Genomic DNA, 19,038 nt, shown 5'->3' with positions numbered 1-19,038 from the left:
TCCCGTTGCTCCGTCGAGGTCCACCCCGGCCCTCCCGACGACGATCCGCCTCCCGGAAGCAGCGGGGGCAGTTGTGACAGAACCAAGACAATCCGAGTACGGCATACAGACCTGCCGGAACGAGCATGGCCGGCATGACCATCGGATCGTCGTACCCCGTGGGGCGGTCGACGCCCAGCCCGCCGCCGGCGCGACCCCTGCCAACCGCCCGCGTGGCGGTGCCGCTGGGTCTCCGGCTGCTCGCGGCGGCGCTGTGTTGTCTGGTCGCGTTGGCGCTCACCGCCGCCGTCTTCGTCCGGACGTACCCCGGTCAGTGGCTGGACGGCCTGCTCCTGCCGCGCGCCGAGCGGGGCGGGGGGTACGAGCAGGAGACCGTCCTGGTGGGTCCGGCCAAGACCGTGCTGGCCACCTTCGGCAGCCCGACACTCCTCGCCGCGCTGCTCGGCGCGGTGCTGCTGGTGGGTGTGCTCCGCCGGCGGCTGGTGGCGGGGGTCGTCGGTGTGGGCATGGTGGTCGGCACGGTGGTGACGGCCGGCGTGGTGAAGTCGGCGTTGCCCCGTCCGGATCTCCAGATCGAGAGTTCGACCACCCACAACAGCTTCCCCAGCGGCCATGTCGCCGCGGCGACGGCGCTGTTGCTGGCGTTCATGCTGGTCCTGCCCGGGTGGGCCCGGCGCTGGGTGACGGTGCCCGGCGCCGCCGGTGTCTCGGTGATCGCCTCGGCCACGATGATCGCGGGCTGGCACCGGTTCAGTGACGTGCTGGGCGGCGTACTGCTGGGGGTGGCGTTGTTCTGCCTGGCCGCGGCCGCGTTGGCGGGCCTGCGGGGTGACCGGGAGTCGGACGGTGGGCCGGACGGCGGGAGCCTGTGGCGCGGGTTGGCCGAGGTGGCGGTGGGCCTGGTCGCGTTGGTCGGCGCAGTGGTGATCGTGGTCCCCGCTCTGGCGGCCTCGGTGCAGCGCGGGGCGCTCGTCGCCATCGTGGTGGCGGGCGCGTCGACGATGTTCCTGGTGGGTTCGGTGGTGTTCCTGGTGCGTTCGGCGGACTTCGTGGTCCCGCTGCGGGCCCGGCGTGGTGAGCTGCCGTCGCCGAGCGATTTCCAGAAGATCTCATGATGGGATACTTGACGACATGTCCCAGGTCCTGCTGATCGAAGACCACCAGACGGTGCGCGACGGGCTTCAGCTGGCGCTCACCCGACAGGGCCACACGGTGCACGCCGTGGAGACCGGGGAGCAGGGGTTGGAACGGCTGCGCACCAGCGCGTCCGACGTCGTGGTCCTCGATCTGATGCTGCCCGGGATGGACGGGTTCGAGGTCTGCCGCCGGATCCGGCAGCTTGGCGACCTGCCGATCATCATGCTGACCGCCCGCAACGACGACATGGACGTGGTGGCGGGGCTGGAGGCCGGCGCCGACGACTACGTGGTCAAGCCCGTGCAGGCCCGGGTGCTCGAGGCGCGGATCCGCGCGGTGCTCCGACGGACCGGCGGCGACTCGCGGCGTGCCGGTGGCGAGCGGCCCGGCCTGGAACAGCACGGCGCGCTGACCATCGACCGGGCGGCGCTGGTGGTCAGCAAGGACGGCGTGCCGGTCGGCCTCGCCCCGACCGAGCTGCGTCTGCTGCTCGAACTCTCGCACACGCCGGGCCAGGTGCTCAGCCGCCAGCAACTGCTGGAGGCCGTGTGGGAGCACGGGTACCTCGGCGACTCGCGGCTCGTGGACGCGTGCGTCCAGCGGCTGCGCGCCAAGATCGAGGTCGACTCGTCGGCGCCGGTCTTCATCCAGACCGTCCGCGGATTCGGATACCGGTTCGGGCCGCTGTGACACTCTGGCGCTGGGCTGGCACCCGGGTCTCGGGCCTGCGGGTCCGGCTGCTCCTCGCGTTCGCGCTGCTCGGCGTGACCACTACGGCCGTCGTGGCCAGCGGCAGCTACTTTCAGGCCCGGACGGTCATCCTCCAACAGGCGCAGGACGCCGCGGTGATGTCGCTGACCGACCAGCTCAGCAAGGTCTACCCGATAGTCCAGCTCCCACCGAACCAGAACGACCTGGACCTGCTGGCCCAGCGCCTCTCCGACCGGGACACGACCACGGTGGTCGTCTACCGTGACCTACGGTCGCAGAGCTTCGGGGTGGCCGACGCGCTCACCCCCGAGCTGCGGCAGGAGGTCGGCGACGGCTCCGTCGCCTGGCAACGGGTCGCGCTCGACGGAGAACCCAAGCTGCTCATCGGCACCCAACTGGGGCTGGAACGACCCGATGGCACCTCCCGACCGTCCGGGCTGGAGGTCTACTCGATGCGCAGCCTCCTGCCCGAGCAGCAGAGCATCGACCGGCTCGCCACCCGCGCGTGGCTGACCGGCGGGCTGTCGCTGGTCCTCGCCGTCCTGCTGGCCCTGCTGGCCGCCGGCAGTGTGCTGCGACCCGTACGCGAGTTGGGCCGGGCGGCGCGCCGCCTCGGCGAGGGGGACCTGACCACCCGGCTGACCGTCCGGGGCGTCGACGAGCTGGCCGATGTGGCGCGGACCTTCAACGACACCGCGGGAACGCTGGAGCGGCAGGTCGGCGAGCTGCGCCGGATGGAGTCCGACGCGCGCCGGTTCGTGGCGGACGTCTCGCACGAACTTCGTACGCCGCTGGCCGCGATGACGGCGGTCACCGACGTCCTCGACGAGGAGGCGGAACACCTGCCAGGGGACGCGGGCCGGGCCGCCCGGCTGGTCAGTCAGGAGACGCAGAACCTCACCCAGCTGGTCAACGACCTCATCGAGGTCAGCAGGTTCGACTCCGGCACGGCACGGCTCGCCCTGGACGACGTCGACGTGGCCGCGGCGGTGACCGCGACCCTGCGCATCCGCGGCTGGACCGACCGGGTACGCGCGGAGCTGCCACCCGGAGTCGTGGCCCGGGTCGACCCCCGTCGGCTGGACGTCATCGTCGCCAACCTGGTCGGCAACGCCTTCCGGCACGGTGCCGAGCCGGTGTCCGTGCGCCTGAGCGCCGACGAGGAGTGGGTCACCGTCGACGTGGCCGACCAGGGGCCCGGCCTGGACCCGGACGTGTTGCCGCACGTCTTCGACCGTCTCTACAAGGCCGACACCGCCCGAACCCGGTCCGAGGGAAGCGGCCTCGGCCTCGCCATCTCCTGGGAGAACGCGCGCCTGCACCGACACGGTGAACGACGGGGAAGCCTGGTCGCCGGTAACCGCCCCGGTGGCGGTGCCGTGTTCACGCTCCGCCTGCCCCGCGAGACGGCGTACGCCGGAGGTGCCCGGTGACCGCCCGGCGGACGGGCCGCGCGCTGATCGCCGGCAGCCTGCTCGTCGCCCTGCTCACGGCGGGGTGTGGAGTTAGGCCCAGCGGCGTCATCACCGGTCGCGCCGCGGTCAGCGGCCCCACCGAGGGCATCGGGGTCTACCTGCTCGCGCAGGGCGAACTCGCGCTGGTCCTGCGCCAGCCGAAAGTGATCCAGTCCGGTGCATCGCCCGCCGTGAACTGTTCACCGGCATCCCCGGTCGGCTCGTCCTGCCAGCCGGCCCAGGCCCTCGCCCTGCTCGCGGCGGGTCCGAGCGGGAACGAACGTGCCAGCGGCCTGACCAGCGAGGTGCCCGCCGGGCTCGGCCTGGTCATGGTGACGCCGGAGACGCAGCGATCCGGCCTCACGGTGACGACGACCGGTGCGGCGCGGCCGTTGTCGACGAACGCGGTCGACCAGATCGTCTGCACGGTCGCAGACGCCGCGGCGCAGACCGGCCTCACGAACAGGTCCGCCACGGTCACCATCGTCGGGCCGGACGGTGCCCGGCCGCCTCGGCGGTGCCCGATCAGGTGACCGGGCACCCACCACCGCTCACACCAGGTCGACCGCCCGGCCCAGCCCGGGCAACCCGCTGTGCCGGCCGTGGTCCTGGTCGGCCAGCGCGCCGTCGATCAGGATGTCGATCAGGTCGGCGAACCCGATGCCGGCCTGCTGCCAGATCTGTGGGAACTGCGACGCGGCGGTGAAACCGGGGAACGTGTTCACCTCGTTCACGATGGGCTCGGGCGACGCCTCGGTGGGCAGGAAGAAGTCCACCCGGAGCAGCCCACGGCAGTCGAGGGCGTGGAAGGCGCGGATCGCGCGGTCCTGGAGCACCTCGGTGGTCGCCGCGTCGAGCGCGGCGGGGATCTGGAAGACCGCACCGCCGTCGTACTTCGCGTCGTAGTCGAAGAAGCCGGCACCGGTCACCCGGATCTCCAGCGGCGGGCCGGCCTGCACCCGGCCGTCCGGGTGTTGGAGGACGGCCACGTCGATCTCCCGCCCCCGGGCCCCCTGCTCGACCAGCACCTTCGGGTCGACCTGTCGGGCCTGCTCCAGCGCGGCGGGAACGCCCGACCAGTCGTCCACCTTGACGACGCCCAGACTGGAGCCGGCCCGAGCCGGCTTGACGAAGACCGGCAGGTCCAGGCGTCGCCGGTCGTCGGCCGACAGGTCCTCGCCCGGCCGCAGGGTCACCCCCGGGCTGACCCGCAGCCCTTCCGCGGCGAGGAGCCGCTTGGTGACCCCCTTGTCCATGCCGGCGGCGCTGGCGAAGACGCCGTTGCCGACGTACGGCACGCCGAGCCACTCGAGCAGCGACGACACGGTGCCGTCCTCGCCGTACGGGCCGTGCAGGGCCGGGAACACCACGTCCTGGGCGCGCAGCACGCGCAGCGCCGCCGGAAGTGGCGTCGGGCGTCCGTCGACGTGCCACCCGCCGTCGCGGTCGATGAGTACCTCGACGACCTGGTACCGCTCACGGTCCAGGTGAGCGAGGATGCTCGCCGCCGAGCGGCAGGACACGTCGTGCTCGCCGCTCTGCCCGCCGTACAGCACTGCCAGTCGGGTTGTCATGAAATGCGTGCCCTTCCGTGGTGGTGGTCGCGGGCCACCCGGGCCCCGATGCCGGTCAAGATCTCGTGTGGGTTGGTGTCGGCCCAGCGGGCCCACTCGACCACCGTCGGTGGGCTCTGGTCGGCCTCGGCCGGGCCGAACACCACGACCGGGTCGCCGATCGCCACGGGCAGGTCCCCGACGTCGACCACGCACTGGTCCATGGCGATGCGCCCGACGATCGGGCACCGCCGGCCGGCGAGCCACACCCAGGCGCGGCCACCCGCGGCCCGGGGAAGTCCGTCGGCGTACCCGAGTGGCAGCAGCGCCAGGGTGGTCGACGCCCCGGTCACATGTTCGGGCCCGTAGGAGACACCGGTGCCGGCCGGCACCCGCTTGACGTTGACCACGCTCGTGCGCAGGGTCATCGCGGCGTGCAGCCCGAACTCGCCCGGGCCGGTGGCGCCGAAGGGGTCCACGCCGTAGAGCGCGATCCCGATCCGGCAGAGGTCGAAGCGGGTCCGTGGCGCGGACAACGCGGCCGCCGAGTTGGCCAGGTGGACGAGATCGGGGTCGAGGCCGGCCGACCGCGCGACCCGCAGCGCCTCCTCGAAGGTCGTCACCTGTCGGGTCAGCTCGGGAGCGCCCGGCAGGTCCGCGTCCATGAGGTGGGACCACACGCCGCGCACCCGGATCCCGCCCTCCCGTTCGTACTTGCGGGCCCAACCCACCAACTCGGGCCAGTCGTCCCCGGCGGCCCCGTTGCGGGACAAACCGGTGTCCGCCTTGAGCTGCACCATCGCCGGCACGCCGAGCAGGTGGACCGCGTCGGCGACAGCGTGCAGGTGCGTCGTCGTCGACACGCCGACGTCGACACCAGCGTTGATCAACTTACCGAAGTCGTCGCTCGGCCCGTGCAGCCAGCTCAACGTGGGCGCGGTCACACCCGCGTCACGCAGGGCCAGGGCCTCGCTCGCCGAGGTCACCCCCAACCAGCTCGCGCCCGCGCGCACCGCCGCCCGGGCCACCTGCACCGCGCCGTGGCCGAACCCGTCCGCCTTCACCACCGCCATCAGGTCGGTGCCGGTGACCGACGCGATCGTCCGCACGTTGCCGGCGATCGCGTCGAGGTCGACGAGGGCCTCGGCCAGGGCGCTCATCGGGCCGCCTCCGGTCGACGAGGGCCGGGCAGCGCGAACAGCCAGCCCGCCCGCACCGCCAGCAGGCCACGGTGCACGGCCAGGCTCAGGCCGATCACCAGGCCGGTCAGCAGAACCGGATATCCGAGGACTATCAGGCCCTGAGCGGACCGCCCCAGCTCGGAAACCGGTACGAGCAACAGCCGGTGCAGCAGAGCCAGGACCGGCATGTGGACGACGTAGATCGGCAGCGTGATGCGGCCGAGACTAGCCATCGGTTTGCTGAGCGCCGACCAGCGGGCCAGCCTGGCAGCGGCGGTTATGCCGAAGATCACTGCCACGACGGAGACCGCCGGCCACACGCCGAACCACTGCTGTGCGCCGGCCACCGCCATCGCGGCGAGCGCGAGAACGTAGGCCCCCGAGGTCAGCAGGAGACGTCGCCGGCTGGCGGTGGCGGCCCACCGCTGGATCTGCGGTCGCAGGTACAGGCCGGCGAGGAAGAACACCAGATTCTGGTAGAGGCCGCCACGGTTGCCCGGTGTGTCGAGCAGGCCGGCGGCGGCGACCGCGGACAACACCGCGGCGGGTACGAGCACCAGCGCCCGGGGTGCCCGACGGGTCGCCTTGGCGATCGTGAAGTACAGCGCCAGGGCGTACAGGTACCAGAGGTTGGACGGCGTGATGGTGAGCTGCTCCAGCACGCCGAGGGCGGAGGTGGCGCGGTCGGTCGGCAGCTCCGGGGCGGCGGCCAGGATCGCCGTGTGGATCAGCAGCCAGAGGGCGTACAGGTAGAGGAACCCGGCGACCCGGCTGCGGGCCACGACCCGCCAGGGCCGCTGGGCGGCGTTCGCCGCGAAGACGCCCGAGATGGTGAAGAACAGCGGCATCCGCAGGGGAAGGAACTGCTCACCCAGCGTTCCCCACAGGCCCGGCACCGGGACGCCGAGGTGCCAGTCGATCTGCAGGTAGTCCTTCACGACGACGTGCCACAGGACGACGAGAATGATGCAGACGCCCTTCGCGGCGTCGGCCCACTCCGCCCGCCGGGACAGCCCTGCGGCGGTGGTGGTCCCGGTCCGGTACCGGTGGCGGAACCGGACGCGCGTCGCGTCCGGCTCCAGTTCGGCGGGCCGGGACTTGGTGGGCTGTTGGATCACCCACCCGAAGTTGCCAGCCGGATATCCGCACGTGATCCACGGATTGTCATGAACCGGTAATGGCTGTCGCCGGCCTCACCCGCCGCCGGGCACCACCAGGCCGGCCTCGTACGCGAGGACCACGAGCTGCGCCCGGTCACGGGCCCGCAGCTTGGACATCGCCCGACTGATGTGGGTCTTCGCCGTGGCGACGCTGATCACCATCCGTGCGGCGATCTCGTCGTTGGACAGGCCACGGGCGGCGAGTGCGACCACCTCGCGTTCCCGCCGGGTCAGGGCCGCCAACTCCGCCCCGCGCGCCCCCGGCGGCGGGTGCGTCAGGTATTCGCTGATGAGCCGGCGCGTGATCGTCGGGGAGAGCAGCGTGTCGCCCCGGGCAGCGACTCGGACGCCGTGCAGGAGGTCCTCCGGCTCGGTGTCCTTGACCAGGAAGCCTGCTGCCCCGGCCCGCAGCGCGGCATAGACGTGCTCGTCGAGCCCGTAGTTGGTGAGGATGACGACGTGCACGCCGCCCAGCGCCGGGTCCGCCGCGATCTGCCGGGTGGCCTGTATGCCGTCGAGGACCGGCATCTGGATGTCGATCAGCGCGACGTCGGGGCGGTGCCGGCCCGCGAGGTCGACCGCTTCACGGCCGTTGGTGCCTTCGGCGACCACCTCGAGGTCGTCTTCGGCGTCGAGCAACGCGCGGAAACCGGCGCGGACCAGCGCCTGGTCGTCGACGAGCAGCAACCGGATCATGCTGGACCGTCCAGCGGGAGGGTGGCATATACGCGGAAGCCGCTCCCGTCGCGCGGGCCTGTCTCCAACGACCCGCCCAGCGCGGCGACCCGTTCCCGCATGCCGAGCAGCCCGACGCCAGGAGCGAGGTCGGCGGTCGCCACGCCCTTGCCGTCGTCGTCGACCCGGACGGCGAGCGCGCCGACGTCGTACCGGAGTTCGACCGACGCCGTTGCCGGGCCCGCGTGCCGGGCGATGTTGGTCAGGGACTCCTGAACGATCCGGTACGCGGCGCGGTCGACCGCCAACGGCAACGGACGAGGATGGCCGCCGACGTTCAGGGTCACCGGCAGGCCAGCCCGGCGGGCGCCGTCGACCAGGTCGTCCAGCCGATCCAGGCGCGCTTCGCCCGCCGGACTCTCGGTCCGCAGCACCTCCAGCGTGGCGCGCAACTCCCGCATCGCCTCGCGGCTCGCCTGCTGGACGGCGACCATCGCGTCGGGCACCGCCTCGCCGCGCTTGCGGGCCAGGTGCACGGCGACCCCCGCCTGCACGTTGATGATCGAGATGCAGTGGGTGAGCGAGTCGTGCAGCTCGCGGGCGATACGCAGCCGCTCCTCGTCGGCGCGGCGCCGGGCGGCGTCTTCGCGGGTGCGCTCCGCGTCGACTGCGCGCTGCTCGACCTGTGCGAGGTAGCGGCGGCGCTGGCGGGACAACTCCGCCGCGACGCTGATCGCGACCATCCAGCCGATGAGCAGGAACCAGCGCTGGAACGTGTCGGCGGGCGGCCCGGCATCGCCGAGTGCGACCGTCTCCCCCGCGGAACCGCCGACCAGGATGAGGCCGATGGCGACCCCGGCGGCCCTGCGGTGCTCCGCGGTCACCGTCGCGTACAGGGCGAGCAGGACCGGCAGCGCCGGGGTGACGCCCGGATAACCCCTGATCTGGTACGCCACCAGGGCAGCTGCGGTCAGCGCGAGCACCGGCACCGGCAGCTGCCGGCGTGCCGCGGTCGCCAGGGCCGGGAAGGTCAGCAGCAGGAAGCCGACGACGTCGAGCACCTCGCGACCGGGCGGCGCGGTCCGCGCGCCGACGATCACCAGGACGGTGAGGCCGATGGGCTCGGCGACCAACCACAACGTCCTCCGCAAACCCGCGCCGATCATGCCGGGAACGATAGACGAATCGCCCGTGCGGCACGTCACCCTGACGCGGCAGTCGGTACTACCGCAGCGGATGTAGTTCGCCTGGTCGTGCACCTCCTGCGGTAGCTGGATCACCATCGCCGGCCTGACGACACCGACCCCGGGCAGCCGGCATCGTCTGCTGCGAAACGACGGGTGATCCGGGTCCTCAGTGCCCTGGCGCCCGCGACGAACGGAAGGACGCCGCCATGGAGCGGATGACGCGGTGGGTGCTCGCCCATCGGCTGCCGGTGGTTCTGGTCTGGGTGGCGCTCGCACTGGCCGGGGGCGCGCTGGCGGCTGGCACCATCGACCGGCTCAGCTACGAGACCCGCCTGCCGGACCGGCCGGGGCAGGAGGCGAACGACGCCCTCGCGCAGCGTTTCGATCAGACCGGCGGGCGCAACGCCCCGCTGCTGCTCGTCGTCACGCTGCCCGAGGGCGCGAGCGTCACCAGTGCCGACGTCCGTGAGCAGTGGTCGGCGCTGGTGACGCGGGTGACCCCGGAGGGCGGCCGGAGCGCCTTCTACCGGGGCGCCGGCGACGAGTCGTTGGTCTCTGCGGATGGGCGTACCACCATCGCACTGCTATATCCACCGGCGACTCCGTCGAACGCACCCTACGAGAGGTGGCTGCCCGGGATCACCGCCGCCGTGGATCAGGCCCGGATCCTCGGCGCACCGGTCGAACTGACCGGCCAGCCGGTGCTCTCCGGGCGCAACAGCGGCGCCCAGCGCGGACCGATCTACGAGACCCTCCTCGGTGCTGCCGGTGCCCTGATCGTGCTGACCGTTGTCTTCGCCAGCGGGTTGGCCGTCGTGCCCCTGTTGATGGCCGCCGTCGCCATTCCGACGACGTTCCTGCTGGTACGCGGCGTCACCGCGCTTACCGACGTCTCGTTCATCGCGCAGTTCCTCGTGGCGCTGATCGGGCTGGGCGTCGCCATCGACTACGCGCTGCTCGTGGTCACCCGCTGGCGGGAGGAGCGCGACGATCCGGACGCCGAAACCGGCGCAGCGGCCCGGCACACGGCGATTGTCCGGGCGATGGCGGGTGCGGGTCGGGCGGTCGCGCTCAGTGGGGCGACGGTCGCCATCTCACTGGCCGCGCTGGTGGTGCTGCCCGTGCCATTCCTGCGCAGTGTCGGCTACGCCGGGATGCTCATCCCGCTGGTCAGCGTCGCGGTCGCGCTCACCCTGCTGCCCGTGGTGCTGTACTCGTGGGGCGACCGTCTGGATCGTCCGCGACGTCCGCACCAGGTGGACAGCCGGGCCTGGACCCGGATCGCCCAGTTCACCACCCGGCGTCCGGTGGCGTCCGTGCTGGTCAGCGGGTTCGTCCTGCTGGCACTGGCAGCTCCCGCGCTCGCGCTGCGGCTGGGTCAACCGGCGACTGCGACCCTCGCTCAGGGCGGGGCACCCGCGCAGGCATTCGCCCGGATCGTCGACGCGGGCTTCGGCGAGGGCATCGCCCGGCCGATCGAGGTGCTCGTACCCGCCGGGTCGCTGCCGTCGCTCACCGGCGAACTGCGGCAACTCGACGGAGTCATGGGCAGCGTCGCCCCGGACCAGTGGGCGCAGGGCGACACGCGGATCATCGACGTCTGGACGGCTGCCGACCCGTCCGCCGAGCAGGGTCGGTCGGCGATCAACGGCATCCTCGACACCGCCCGCGCGACCCCCGGCGTGCTCGCCGGCGGCGCACCCGCGACCGACGTCGACTTCATCGACGCGGTTTACGGGTCGCTGGTGCTGGTCCTGCTCCTCGTCGCCGCGGTCACCTTCGTCGTGCTGGCGCGGGCACTGCGCTCGGTCGTCCTTCCGCTGAAGGCACTGGCCCTCAACGCCCTGTCCACCGCCGCCGCGTACGGCGTGGTGGTGTTCGTCTGGCAGCAGGGGCACGGCAGTGAGCTGCTCTTCGACACACCGGCCATCGGGGCGGTCACCATCTGGATACCCATGGCGGTGTTCGCGTTTCTGTTCGGGCTGTCGATGGACTACGAGGTGTTCATCCTGCACCGGATCCGGGAGACCCACCTGCGGCTGAACGCGGCGGGGGAGCGCGACACCCTGGTGGCCTCGGTGGTGACCGGCATCAGCCGGACCGGAAGGTTGGTCACCTCTGCCGCGCTGATCCTCTTCCTGGCCTTCACCGCGCTCGCCGGGATCCCCGTCACCGACGTGAAGGTGTTCGCCACCGCACTCGCTGCTGGCATCGTCATCGATGCCACCATCGTCCGAGGTGTGCTGACTCCGGCACTGGTCACCCTGCTGGGCCGCACGATCTGGTGGTTCCCGCGTCCGATGAGCCGCCTGCGGGCCCGCAGCGGCGGACGGCCCACCCCGCTCGCCCCGATCAAGGAGCGGGTGTGACGGGGCAGGGAGAGGTCGGACGCAGGCGGTCGCTTGCCGCCCTGCTGACTGGCCGGCGCAGCGCGTACGTCGTCGTGTTCGTCTGGTTGGGCCTGGTGGTGGTGGCCGCGGTGTTCGCTGGGCGGCTGGGGGACGTCCAGCGCGACGAGCGCGGCGCGTCCCTCCCGGCGAGTGCCGAGTCGACCCGGGTCCTGGACCTGCAACGGTCGTTCGTCGTCGCGGACAGCCGGCCGGCGATCGTTGTCTACGAGCGGGCCGCCGGACTCACCGCCGCCGATCGTAGCGGGGCCGACGGCGACGCTCGCGCCTTCGCCCAGCGGGCAGACCTCGCTGGTCAGGTCATCGGGCCGGTATTCTCGAGCGACGGGCGGGCGGCCCAGATCACGATCCCGCTGGATCCGATGGCCGACGCGCGCGACGCGGTCGACTCGATCGGAGAGGTCGCACAGGACGACCGCGACGGGCTCGCCGTGTACGTCACCGGGCCAGCGGGTGCTGCCGCCGATCAGCGCCGCGCCATCGCCGGCCTCGACACCACCCTGTTGCTGGCGACGTTCGCGGTGGTAGTCGTGATCCTGCTGGTCACGTACCGCAGCCCGGTGTTGTGGCTGATCCCGGTCGCCGCTGCCGGGGTCGCCCTGGCCTGTGCCCAGGCGGTCGTCTACCTGCTGGCGCGGCACGCCGACCTCACCGTGACCGCGGACGGCGCAGCGATCCTCACCATCCTGGTGTTCGGCGCGAGCACGGACTACGCGTTGCTGCTCATTGCCCGGTACCGGGAGGAGTTGCATCGACATGAAGATCGGCATGCGGCGATGAGAATCGCCCTCCGTCGCTCAGCGCCAGCGGTGGCTGCCAGCGCCCTCACCGTCGCGGCCGGGATGCTGTGTCTACTCCTCGCCGACACGGGCGCCACCCGTGCGCTCGGCCCGGTCTTCGCGATCGGGATCGTGGTGGGCCTCGCGGTGATGATGACCCTTTTCCCGGCACTGCTGGTGATCACGGGACGCTGGGTGTTCTGGCCGGTGGTCCCTGCTCTGAACGGCCGGGACGCGGCGGCTCCTCGGCTGTGGGTCAGGCTCGGTGCCCTTGTCGCCCGGCGGCCTCGGTTGATCTGGGCGCTGACTGCGCTCGTGCTGGCGGCACTGTCGACCGGTGTGCTGCGGCTGGACGCGACCGGACTGTCCGGTGCGGAGTCGTTTCGGGGCGCGCACGACTCCTTCGTCGGGGCGAAGGTGCTCAGTCGACACTTCCCGGCGGGGGCGGGAAGCCCGCTCGCGGTGGTCAGCGACCGGTCGGCGGGGCCGGCGGTCCGCGCGGCCCTGGCCGGGACACCCGGCATCCAGGCCACCACGGTGACCGAACCCGTCCTCAAGGGCGAGCACGCCTACCTGGAGGGCACGCTCACCGACCCGGCGGACAGTGTGGCCGCGTACGCCACCGTGGACCGGGTTCGGACGGCGCTGCGGCAGATCCCGGACGCGCGAGCCCAGGTCGGCGGGGACACCGCCGTGAAACTCGACGGGCAACGGGCGGCGCAGCACGACCGCAGGGTCATCGTGCCGATCGTCTGCGCGCTGATCTTCCTCATCCTCGTGGCCCTGCTCAGGTCGTTGATCGCCCCGTTGGTGCTCACCGCGACCGTGGTGCTGTCCTTCGGTGCGGCGCTCGGCGTCAGCGCACTGATATTCCGGCACGTCTTCGGTTTCGCGGGCACGGACAGCTCATTCCCCCTGTTCGTGTTCGTGTTCCTGGTGTCTCTTGGCATCGACTACAACATCTTCCTGATGACCCGGGTACGTGAGGAGACGGTCCGGCACGGCACGCGACGGGCAACGCTCATCGGACTCGCGGCGACCGGCGGGGTGATCACCTCAGCAGGGATCGTGCTGGCCGGCACGTTCGCGGTGCTGACGGTCCTGCCGCTGACTCAGTTCGTCGAGCTGGGCTTCGCCGTCGCCCTTGGCATCCTGCTGGACACCATCGTGGTTCGCTCGATCCTGGTGACCGCGTTGACGATCGACCTCGACCGGTGGATCTGGTGGCCGGGGCGGCTCCACCGCGTTATCCCCAAAGGCGGCTTGGAGGCCCATTAGGCTCGTTGCGGAGGTGCCGAACATGAAGCTCGGACTGCACTACTGGAACTACTCGACCCCGGCCGACCCGACCGCGATCGCACCGACCCTGGCGCAGACGGCGGCCACCGCCGAGCAGGCCGGCGTCGCGTCGTTCACGGTGATGGACCACTTCTTCCAGATGGACGCGGTCTTCGCGGCCGAGGAGCCGATGCTGGAGGCGTACACCACGCTGGGTTACGTCGCGGGGCAGACTCAGCGGATGACGCTGGGTGTGCTGGTGACCGGTGTGATGTACCGCTATCCGGGGCTGCTCGCCAAGACCGTGACGACCCTCGACGTGCTCTCCGGCGGGCGGGCCCGTCTCGGCATCGGCGCCTCCTGGTACGAGCGGGAGCAACTCGGGCTGGGTGTGCCGGTCGTCCCGGTGGCCGAGCGGTTCGAGCGGTTGGAGGAGACGCTGCGCATCTGCCGGCAGATGTGGAGTGCCGACGACGGCCCGTTCAACGGAAAGCACTACCAGCTCGCCGAGACCATCAACTCACCGCAGCCGTTGAGCCGCCCGCACCCGCCCATCATGATCGGTGGTGGGGGCGAGAAGAAGACCCTGTTGCTGGTGGCCCGCTATGCCGATGCCTGCAACCTGTTCGGTCGCGGCGGAATCGACGACATCGCGCGCAAGCTGGACGTGCTGCGCGGGCACTGCGCCGCCGAGGGCCGCGACTACGACACCATCGAGAAGACGGTGGTCGCCTCCCGGGCGCCGCTGGACGACGTCGACGCGTTCCTCGCCGAGGTGTCCGAGTACGCCGCGCTCGGTGTGAGCGAGGTGCAGGTGACGCCGGATCGGCACCCGGTCGAGTTCGCCCGGCGGCTCGGCGACGAGGTGTTGCCCCGGTTGGCCGACGTCGGCTGATTCCGCCGCCACGGTGAGGGCGGCCCCGGTGGGCGGCCACGGTGAACAATGGGCCAACTCCTGGTAGATCAACGGTGCGCCCGCACCGCATTCGGCTCTACAAGAGACCTTTCCGGCGAGGATGAGTCGGATCACATGCGGTGGTTTATCTCCACTGCCGGAAATTGTTCGACGGCATGGCAGGTAGCCTCTCCGGGTGTCGCAGATGTCACCGCTTCTTGTTACCGATCGGTATGAGGTCGTCGAGCTCATCGGCCAGGGCGGAATGGGTCGAGTGTGGAAAGCCCGCGACCGAATGCTGCAACGGGACGTCGCCATCAAGGAAATCGTTCCACCGTCCGGCCTGACCGATGAGGCGCGACAGGAATTGCGGATCCGGTCACTTCGAGAGGCCCGGGCCATCGCGCAGCTCGACCACGTAAACGTCGTCCGGGTCTTCGATGTTCTGTTGAGTGCCGACGGTGACCCGCAGATCGTGATGGAGTACGTGCCGTCCCGGTCGCTGCACGACACCATCACCACCGACGGCCCCGTCCCGCCGGTGCGGGCGGCCGAGATCGGGCTGGCCGTGCTCGGCGCGTTGCGCGCCGCCCACCGCGCCGGGATCATGCACCGCGACGTCAAACCGGCAAACATCCTCGTCGGCGCGGACGGCCGGATCGTGCTCACCGACTTCGGCCTGGCCACCGCCGTCGAGGACGTGAACCTGACCCTCAGCGGTGTGGTGCTCGGTTCGCCCGCGTACGTCTCTCCCGAGCGGGCCATGCGCGGCACGGTGGGTCCGGAGGGGGACATCTGGTCGCTCGGCGCGACCCTGTACGCCGCCGTCGAGGGCCAGTCGCCGTACGCCCGGCCGTCCAGCCTGATGAGCCTCACCGCGCTGGTCACCGAACCACCCCCGACGGCGCGACAGGCCGGACCACTCGCCCCGGTGCTGGCCGGCCTGCTGCGCAAGGATCCGGACGAGCGGATGGACGCCGACACCGCCGAGCGGTTGTTGCGCGGGGTGCTCGACGGCACACCGGGGCCCATCGCCGTGACGTGGCGCCCGGCCGCGACCACCGCGCTCGACTCGGGTGCGGCGGTGACCGTGTCGCGCGCGATCGGCGCGTCCGACGTACCCCGCCCGCCGGTCGACGTCACGGCGGACGGCGACGGGCCGAGCTCGGCCGGCCGGCGGCGGACCTGGCTGCTCGGTGGCCTGGCGGCCCTGGTCGCGCTCGGCCTGGTGATCGGGATTCCACTGGCCAACCGCCGCCCGTCGCGGTCGGCGGGCAGCGGAGCGGAGCTGGTGGAGGCCGCCGCACCGGGCGCGGCGTCGACGCCCGGCACGGCACCGGTCACCGCGACGCCCGCACCGATCTCGTGGTCGCTCTACCGGGACGGCACCGGCTTCGCCCTGCCGGCGCCGCGCGACTGGCAGGTCGTCCGGCGCGGCCAGCAGGTCGAGTTCCGCGAGCCGAACGGCGAACGGCGGCTCGTCGTCGGCCAGACCGACTCGCCTCGTGGTGATCCGCTGGCCGAGTTGGGCAGTGCGGCCGTCGGCGAGCGGTACCGCGACTTCCGCCGGGTCGAGCTGCACGCCGTCAACTACCAGCTCAAGGCCGCCGACCTGGAGTGGGTCTACACCAGCGAGGCGGGCACGGCGATGCACGCGCGCCAGCGGACCTTCACGACGGCGAAGCGTCAGGGCTACAGCATCGCGTGGCTCACGCCGCAGGCCGACTGGGCGGCGGGGGCTGACACGTTTCGCGAGGTCACCGCGGGCTTCCGGCCGGCGTCGACGGCGGACGGCACCACTCCGTCCGCCAAGCCCGACCTCAGCACGTCGCCGACGTCCAGTGCGCCGCCGCCCCCGGCACGGTCGGGTTACCGGCTCGTCGGGGTGGCGAGCAACAGGTGCCTGGACATCGCGGCACCGGACTCACCGGATCCGGTCCGGCTCCAACTCTGGGACTGCCGGGACGACCGGGCCCGCAACCAGGTGTGGACGATGCGGTCGGACGGCAGCGTGCAACTGGGCGGACGCTGTCTGGACGTGCTCGGTGCGTCCAGCGACGCCGGTGCGGCGATCCAACTCACCACCTGCAACACGACCCCGGCGCAGCAGTTCACCCTGGATCCTGATCGGCACCTGGTGAACGCGCACAGCGGACTGTGCCTGGGCGCGGTCGGTCAGAGCACCGCGAACGGGGCGTTGATCGAGCAGCGCGGCTGTGGCGTCGGCGCCAGCCATCTGCAGTGGACCCGGCGATAGCGCCACGACACCGACGAGGGCCGTCCTCCCGGCAGAGCGGGGGACGGCCCTTGTTCACTGGTCGGGTCAGGCCACCGAGGCCGGGAACCGTTCCCACACCCGGTGTGCGGCCATCAACCGCCGCACCGCCGTCAGTGCCTCGGCACCGGAGCCCGCCGCGACGACGCCGGGGGTGCCGGTCACCCCGACCTGCTCCAGCACGGTGACGCCGGCATCCCAGGCGCCGATCGCCTTGGCGTGCCGCCAGCATTCCTCGACGAGCAGCAGCACACGGGGATCCACGGCTGCCGGGCCGGGCCGGCCAGCCTTGTCGTCGCGGGTGGGGAGGGCATCCGGGGCGGGTGCCGGAGCTGCGGCCAGCAGGACTGCGTCGAACTCGACCGACCGGCCGGTGGCGAAGGTCCGCTGGACCGGCATGCCGCCGACCATGCCGCCGTGCGGCGCGATCAGCAGCGGCACCATGCCGGCCTCGAACACGGCCCGGCGCACGTCGGCGACAGCGTCCAGGTCACCGTCCGGGTCGACCACGATCCCGACGGTACGACCGTCGCTCGGCCACTCCCGGCCGACCTGCGACAGCGCCGAGCTGGGTGTGACGTCGGCCAACGGCACGGTGGGCTGCGGGGCGGGCAGGCCCAGACCGGTGGCGACCTGCTCGCACAGCACCGGATCGATGTTGGCGAGGCACTGGAGCTGGCGCTCCTTGATCGCCTGGTGGTAGCACTTGCCCAGCTCGAAGGTGTACGCCCGGATGATGTGCTCCTTCTCGACCGGCGACATGCTCGACCAGAACAGGCGTACCTGGCTGTAGTGGTCGTCGAACGAGGCCGGGTTCGCCCGCACCTTCGGCGCCTGCGCGACGGTGACCGGCACGTCGACGAACGCGTGCTCGGCGTCCCCGGCGGGGAAGGGGTTGCCGCCGTCGAGCGAGTTCGGTCGGTACGGCGCGACACCCGCGTGCACGGCGTGCTGGTGGAAGCCGTCGCGCAGCATGTCGTTCACCGCCGCGTGCGGGCGGTTGATCGGGATCTGTGAGAAGTTCGGCCCGCCCAGGCGGGTGAGCTGCGTGTCGACGTACGAGAAGAGCCGGCCCTGCAACAGCGGGTCGTTCGTGACGTCGATGCCCGGCGGGAGGTGACCGAGGTGGAAGGCCACCTGCTCGGTCTCGGCGAAGAAGTTCGTCGGGGTCCGGTTGAGGACCAGCTTGCCGATGGGCTGCACCTCGGCCAGCTCCTCCGGCACGATCTTCGTCGGATCGAGCAGGTCGATGCCGGCGAAGGTCTCCTCGGGAGTGTCGGGGAAGACCTGGATGCCGAGTTCCCACTCCGGGTACGCGCCGGCCTCGATGGCGTCGTAGAGGTCCCGACGGTGGAAGTCCGGGTCCATCCCGCTCAACATCTGGGCCTCCTCCCAGGTGAGGGAGTGCACGCCCAACTTCGGCTTCCAGTGGAACTTGGCCAGCACCGTCTCCCCGGCCTCGTTGACGAGGCGGAAGGTGTGCACGCCGAAGCCCTCCATCGTGCGGTACGAGCGCGGGATGCCCCGGTCGGACATGTTCCACAGCGTGTGGTGCTGCGCCTCGGTGTGCAGTGAGACGAAGTCCCAGAAGGTGTCGTGGGCGCTCTGCGCCTGCGGGATCTCCCGGTCCGGGTGCGGTTTGCCGGCGTGGATGATGTCGGGGAACTTGATGGCGTCCTGGATGAAGAACACCGGCATGTTGTTGCCGACCAGGTCGAAGGTGCCCTCGTCGGTGTAGAACTTCGTGGCGAAGCCCCGGGTGTCGCGGACGGTGTCGGCCGAACCACGCGAACCGAGCACGGTGGAGAAGCGTACGAAGACGTCGGTCTCCCGCCCCTTCTTCAGGAAGCCGGCCCGGGTGACCGCCTCGGCGGTGCCGTACGCGGTGAACACGCCGTGCGCGCCGGCGCCCCGCGCGTGCACCACCCGCTCGGGGATGCGCTCGTGGTCGAAGTGCGTGATCTTCTCGCGCAGGTGGTGGTCCTGGAGCAGCACCGGGCCACGCGGTCCGGCCTTGAGCGAGTGGTCGGTGTCGCGTAGCCGCGCGCCCTGGGCGGTCGTGAGGTAGGCGCCCTGCTGACTCTTCACGGTGGGCGGCGCGCCGGTCTCGGCGCCGGTCGGCGTACGCGTCTGCGGTGCCCCCTGTTCCGGCTTTGGCGGCAGCGGGTCGTGCGGGGTCGTCGGTTCCTCGACGGATGGTGGGGCGCTTCCCGGCGCACCCGGGACATCCGGGTTCAGGGCGTCGGCGATCTTTCCGGAGGCGGTCTTCACGGCGTTCTTGACCGCCTCGGCGGGCTTGCTGGAATCCACTGGACGAACCTCTCCATGGTGCGTGTGTGAGCCGG

The 19,038-nt window shown here is 71.6% G+C and carries 13 protein-coding genes and 2 pseudogenes; 9 read left to right on the top strand and 6 right to left on the bottom strand.

Going from position 1 to position 19,038, the window contains the following annotated elements:
• Nucleotides 1-134 precede the first annotated feature (134 nt).
• The 4 genes from ABGB10_RS00905 to ABGB10_RS00890 are packed head-to-tail and all read left to right on the top strand — an operon-like array spanning nucleotide 135 to nucleotide 3,835.
• The gene (locus ABGB10_RS00905) at nucleotides 135-1,115 is read left to right on the top strand and encodes a phosphatase PAP2 family protein (RefSeq protein WP_347658874.1); all 981 of its coding nucleotides are present in this window, start codon (nucleotides 135-137) and stop codon (nucleotides 1,113-1,115) included.
• 16 nt (nucleotides 1,116-1,131) lie between these two features.
• Nucleotides 1,132-1,827, top strand: coding sequence for a response regulator transcription factor (locus ABGB10_RS00900; RefSeq protein ID WP_347658873.1), 696 nt, complete (start codon nucleotides 1,132-1,134; stop codon nucleotides 1,825-1,827).
• Nucleotides 1,824-3,281: a HAMP domain-containing sensor histidine kinase gene (locus ABGB10_RS00895; protein WP_347658872.1), complete on the top strand. Its 1,458-nt coding sequence runs from the start codon at nucleotides 1,824-1,826 to the stop codon at nucleotides 3,279-3,281. Before ABGB10_RS00900 ends, ABGB10_RS00895 begins: the two co-directional genes overlap by 4 nt.
• Complete coding sequence (locus ABGB10_RS00890; protein WP_347658871.1) at nucleotides 3,278-3,835, top strand: hypothetical protein; 558 nt, start codon at nucleotides 3,278-3,280, stop codon at nucleotides 3,833-3,835. The genes ABGB10_RS00895 and ABGB10_RS00890 overlap by 4 nt, the downstream gene beginning before the upstream one ends.
• Nucleotides 3,836-3,853: 18 nt before the next feature.
• Here the strand turns inward: ABGB10_RS00890 and ABGB10_RS00885 are convergent, their stop codons facing one another.
• The 5 genes from ABGB10_RS00885 to ABGB10_RS00865 form a co-directional block, all read right to left on the bottom strand.
• The gene (locus tag ABGB10_RS00885) at nucleotides 3,854-4,876 is read right to left on the bottom strand and encodes a D-alanine--D-alanine ligase family protein (RefSeq protein WP_347658870.1); all 1,023 of its coding nucleotides are present in this window, start codon (nucleotides 4,874-4,876) and stop codon (nucleotides 3,854-3,856) included.
• Nucleotides 4,873-6,015 carry an alanine racemase gene (gene alr, locus ABGB10_RS00880; protein ID WP_347658869.1) on the bottom strand — a complete coding sequence of 381 codons (1,143 nt, stop codon included), beginning with the start codon at nucleotides 6,013-6,015 and terminating at the stop codon, nucleotides 4,873-4,875. The genes ABGB10_RS00885 and alr overlap by 4 nt, the downstream gene beginning before the upstream one ends.
• Complete coding sequence (locus tag ABGB10_RS00875) at nucleotides 6,012-7,154, bottom strand: acyltransferase (protein ID WP_347658868.1); 1,143 nt, start codon at nucleotides 7,152-7,154, stop codon at nucleotides 6,012-6,014. The genes alr and ABGB10_RS00875 overlap by 4 nt, the downstream gene beginning before the upstream one ends.
• Nucleotides 7,155-7,229: 75 nt before the next feature.
• Complete coding sequence (locus tag ABGB10_RS00870; RefSeq protein ID WP_347658867.1) at nucleotides 7,230-7,892, bottom strand: response regulator transcription factor; 663 nt, start codon at nucleotides 7,890-7,892, stop codon at nucleotides 7,230-7,232.
• Complete coding sequence (locus ABGB10_RS00865) at nucleotides 7,889-9,037, bottom strand: sensor histidine kinase (RefSeq protein ID WP_347658866.1); 1,149 nt, start codon at nucleotides 9,035-9,037, stop codon at nucleotides 7,889-7,891. Before ABGB10_RS00865 ends, ABGB10_RS00870 begins: the two co-directional genes overlap by 4 nt.
• 227 nt (nucleotides 9,038-9,264) lie before the next feature.
• Here ABGB10_RS00865 and ABGB10_RS00860 point away from each other — a divergent pair, with 227 nt between their 5' ends.
• The 5 genes and pseudogenes from ABGB10_RS00860 to ABGB10_RS00840 all read left to right on the top strand — a co-directional run.
• Nucleotides 9,265-11,427 carry an MMPL family transporter gene (locus tag ABGB10_RS00860; RefSeq protein ID WP_347658865.1) on the top strand — a complete coding sequence of 721 codons (2,163 nt, stop codon included), beginning with the start codon at nucleotides 9,265-9,267 and terminating at the stop codon, nucleotides 11,425-11,427.
• Nucleotides 11,428-11,468: 41 nt separating this feature from the next.
• Nucleotides 11,469-13,523, top strand: a complete 2,055-nt coding sequence (locus ABGB10_RS00855; protein ID WP_347659226.1) for an MMPL family transporter — start codon at nucleotides 11,469-11,471, stop codon at nucleotides 13,521-13,523.
• Between the two features lie 22 nt (nucleotides 13,524-13,545).
• Nucleotides 13,546-14,418: an LLM class F420-dependent oxidoreductase gene (locus ABGB10_RS00850; protein WP_347658864.1), complete on the top strand. Its 873-nt coding sequence runs from the start codon at nucleotides 13,546-13,548 to the stop codon at nucleotides 14,416-14,418.
• 196 nt (nucleotides 14,419-14,614) lie between these two features.
• Nucleotides 14,615-16,204: pseudogene (locus tag ABGB10_RS00845) on the top strand (serine/threonine-protein kinase); the annotation flags it as partial.
• A 96-nt stretch (nucleotides 16,205-16,300) separates the two neighbouring features.
• Nucleotides 16,301-16,675: pseudogene (locus ABGB10_RS00840) on the top strand (RICIN domain-containing protein); the annotation flags it as partial.
• Between the two features lie 66 nt (nucleotides 16,676-16,741).
• Here ABGB10_RS00840 and ABGB10_RS00835 read toward each other — a convergent pair.
• Complete coding sequence (locus ABGB10_RS00835) at nucleotides 16,742-19,003, bottom strand: catalase (RefSeq protein WP_347658863.1); 2,262 nt, start codon at nucleotides 19,001-19,003, stop codon at nucleotides 16,742-16,744.
• Nucleotides 19,004-19,038 lie beyond the last annotated feature (35 nt).

The sequence above is a fragment of the Micromonospora sp. B9E7 genome (assembly GCF_039871815.1).
In the GTDB taxonomy this organism is placed as follows: domain Bacteria; phylum Actinomycetota; class Actinomycetes; order Mycobacteriales; family Micromonosporaceae; genus Micromonospora.
Note: the sequence above shows the minus strand (reverse complement) of the source record. Positions and strands in the feature narration are given on the sequence as shown.

Excerpts from the sequence above, each read along its gene's own strand:
- ABGB10_RS00905 (WP_347658874.1), top strand. The coding sequence starts at position 135 with ATGACCATCGGATCGTCGTACCCCGTGGGGCGGTCGACGCCCAGCCCG.
- ABGB10_RS00900 (WP_347658873.1), top strand. The coding sequence starts at position 1,132 with ATGTCCCAGGTCCTGCTGATCGAAGACCACCAGACGGTGCGCGACGGG.
- ABGB10_RS00885 (WP_347658870.1), bottom strand. The coding sequence starts at position 4,876 with ATGACAACCCGACTGGCAGTGCTGTACGGCGGGCAGAGCGGCGAGCAC.
- alr (WP_347658869.1), bottom strand. The coding sequence starts at position 6,015 with ATGAGCGCCCTGGCCGAGGCCCTCGTCGACCTCGACGCGATCGCCGGC.
- ABGB10_RS00870 (WP_347658867.1), bottom strand. The coding sequence starts at position 7,892 with ATGATCCGGTTGCTGCTCGTCGACGACCAGGCGCTGGTCCGCGCCGGT.
- ABGB10_RS00865 (WP_347658866.1), bottom strand. The coding sequence starts at position 9,037 with ATGATCGGCGCGGGTTTGCGGAGGACGTTGTGGTTGGTCGCCGAGCCC.
- ABGB10_RS00860 (WP_347658865.1), top strand. The coding sequence starts at position 9,265 with ATGGAGCGGATGACGCGGTGGGTGCTCGCCCATCGGCTGCCGGTGGTT.
- ABGB10_RS00850 (WP_347658864.1), top strand. The coding sequence starts at position 13,546 with ATGAAGCTCGGACTGCACTACTGGAACTACTCGACCCCGGCCGACCCG.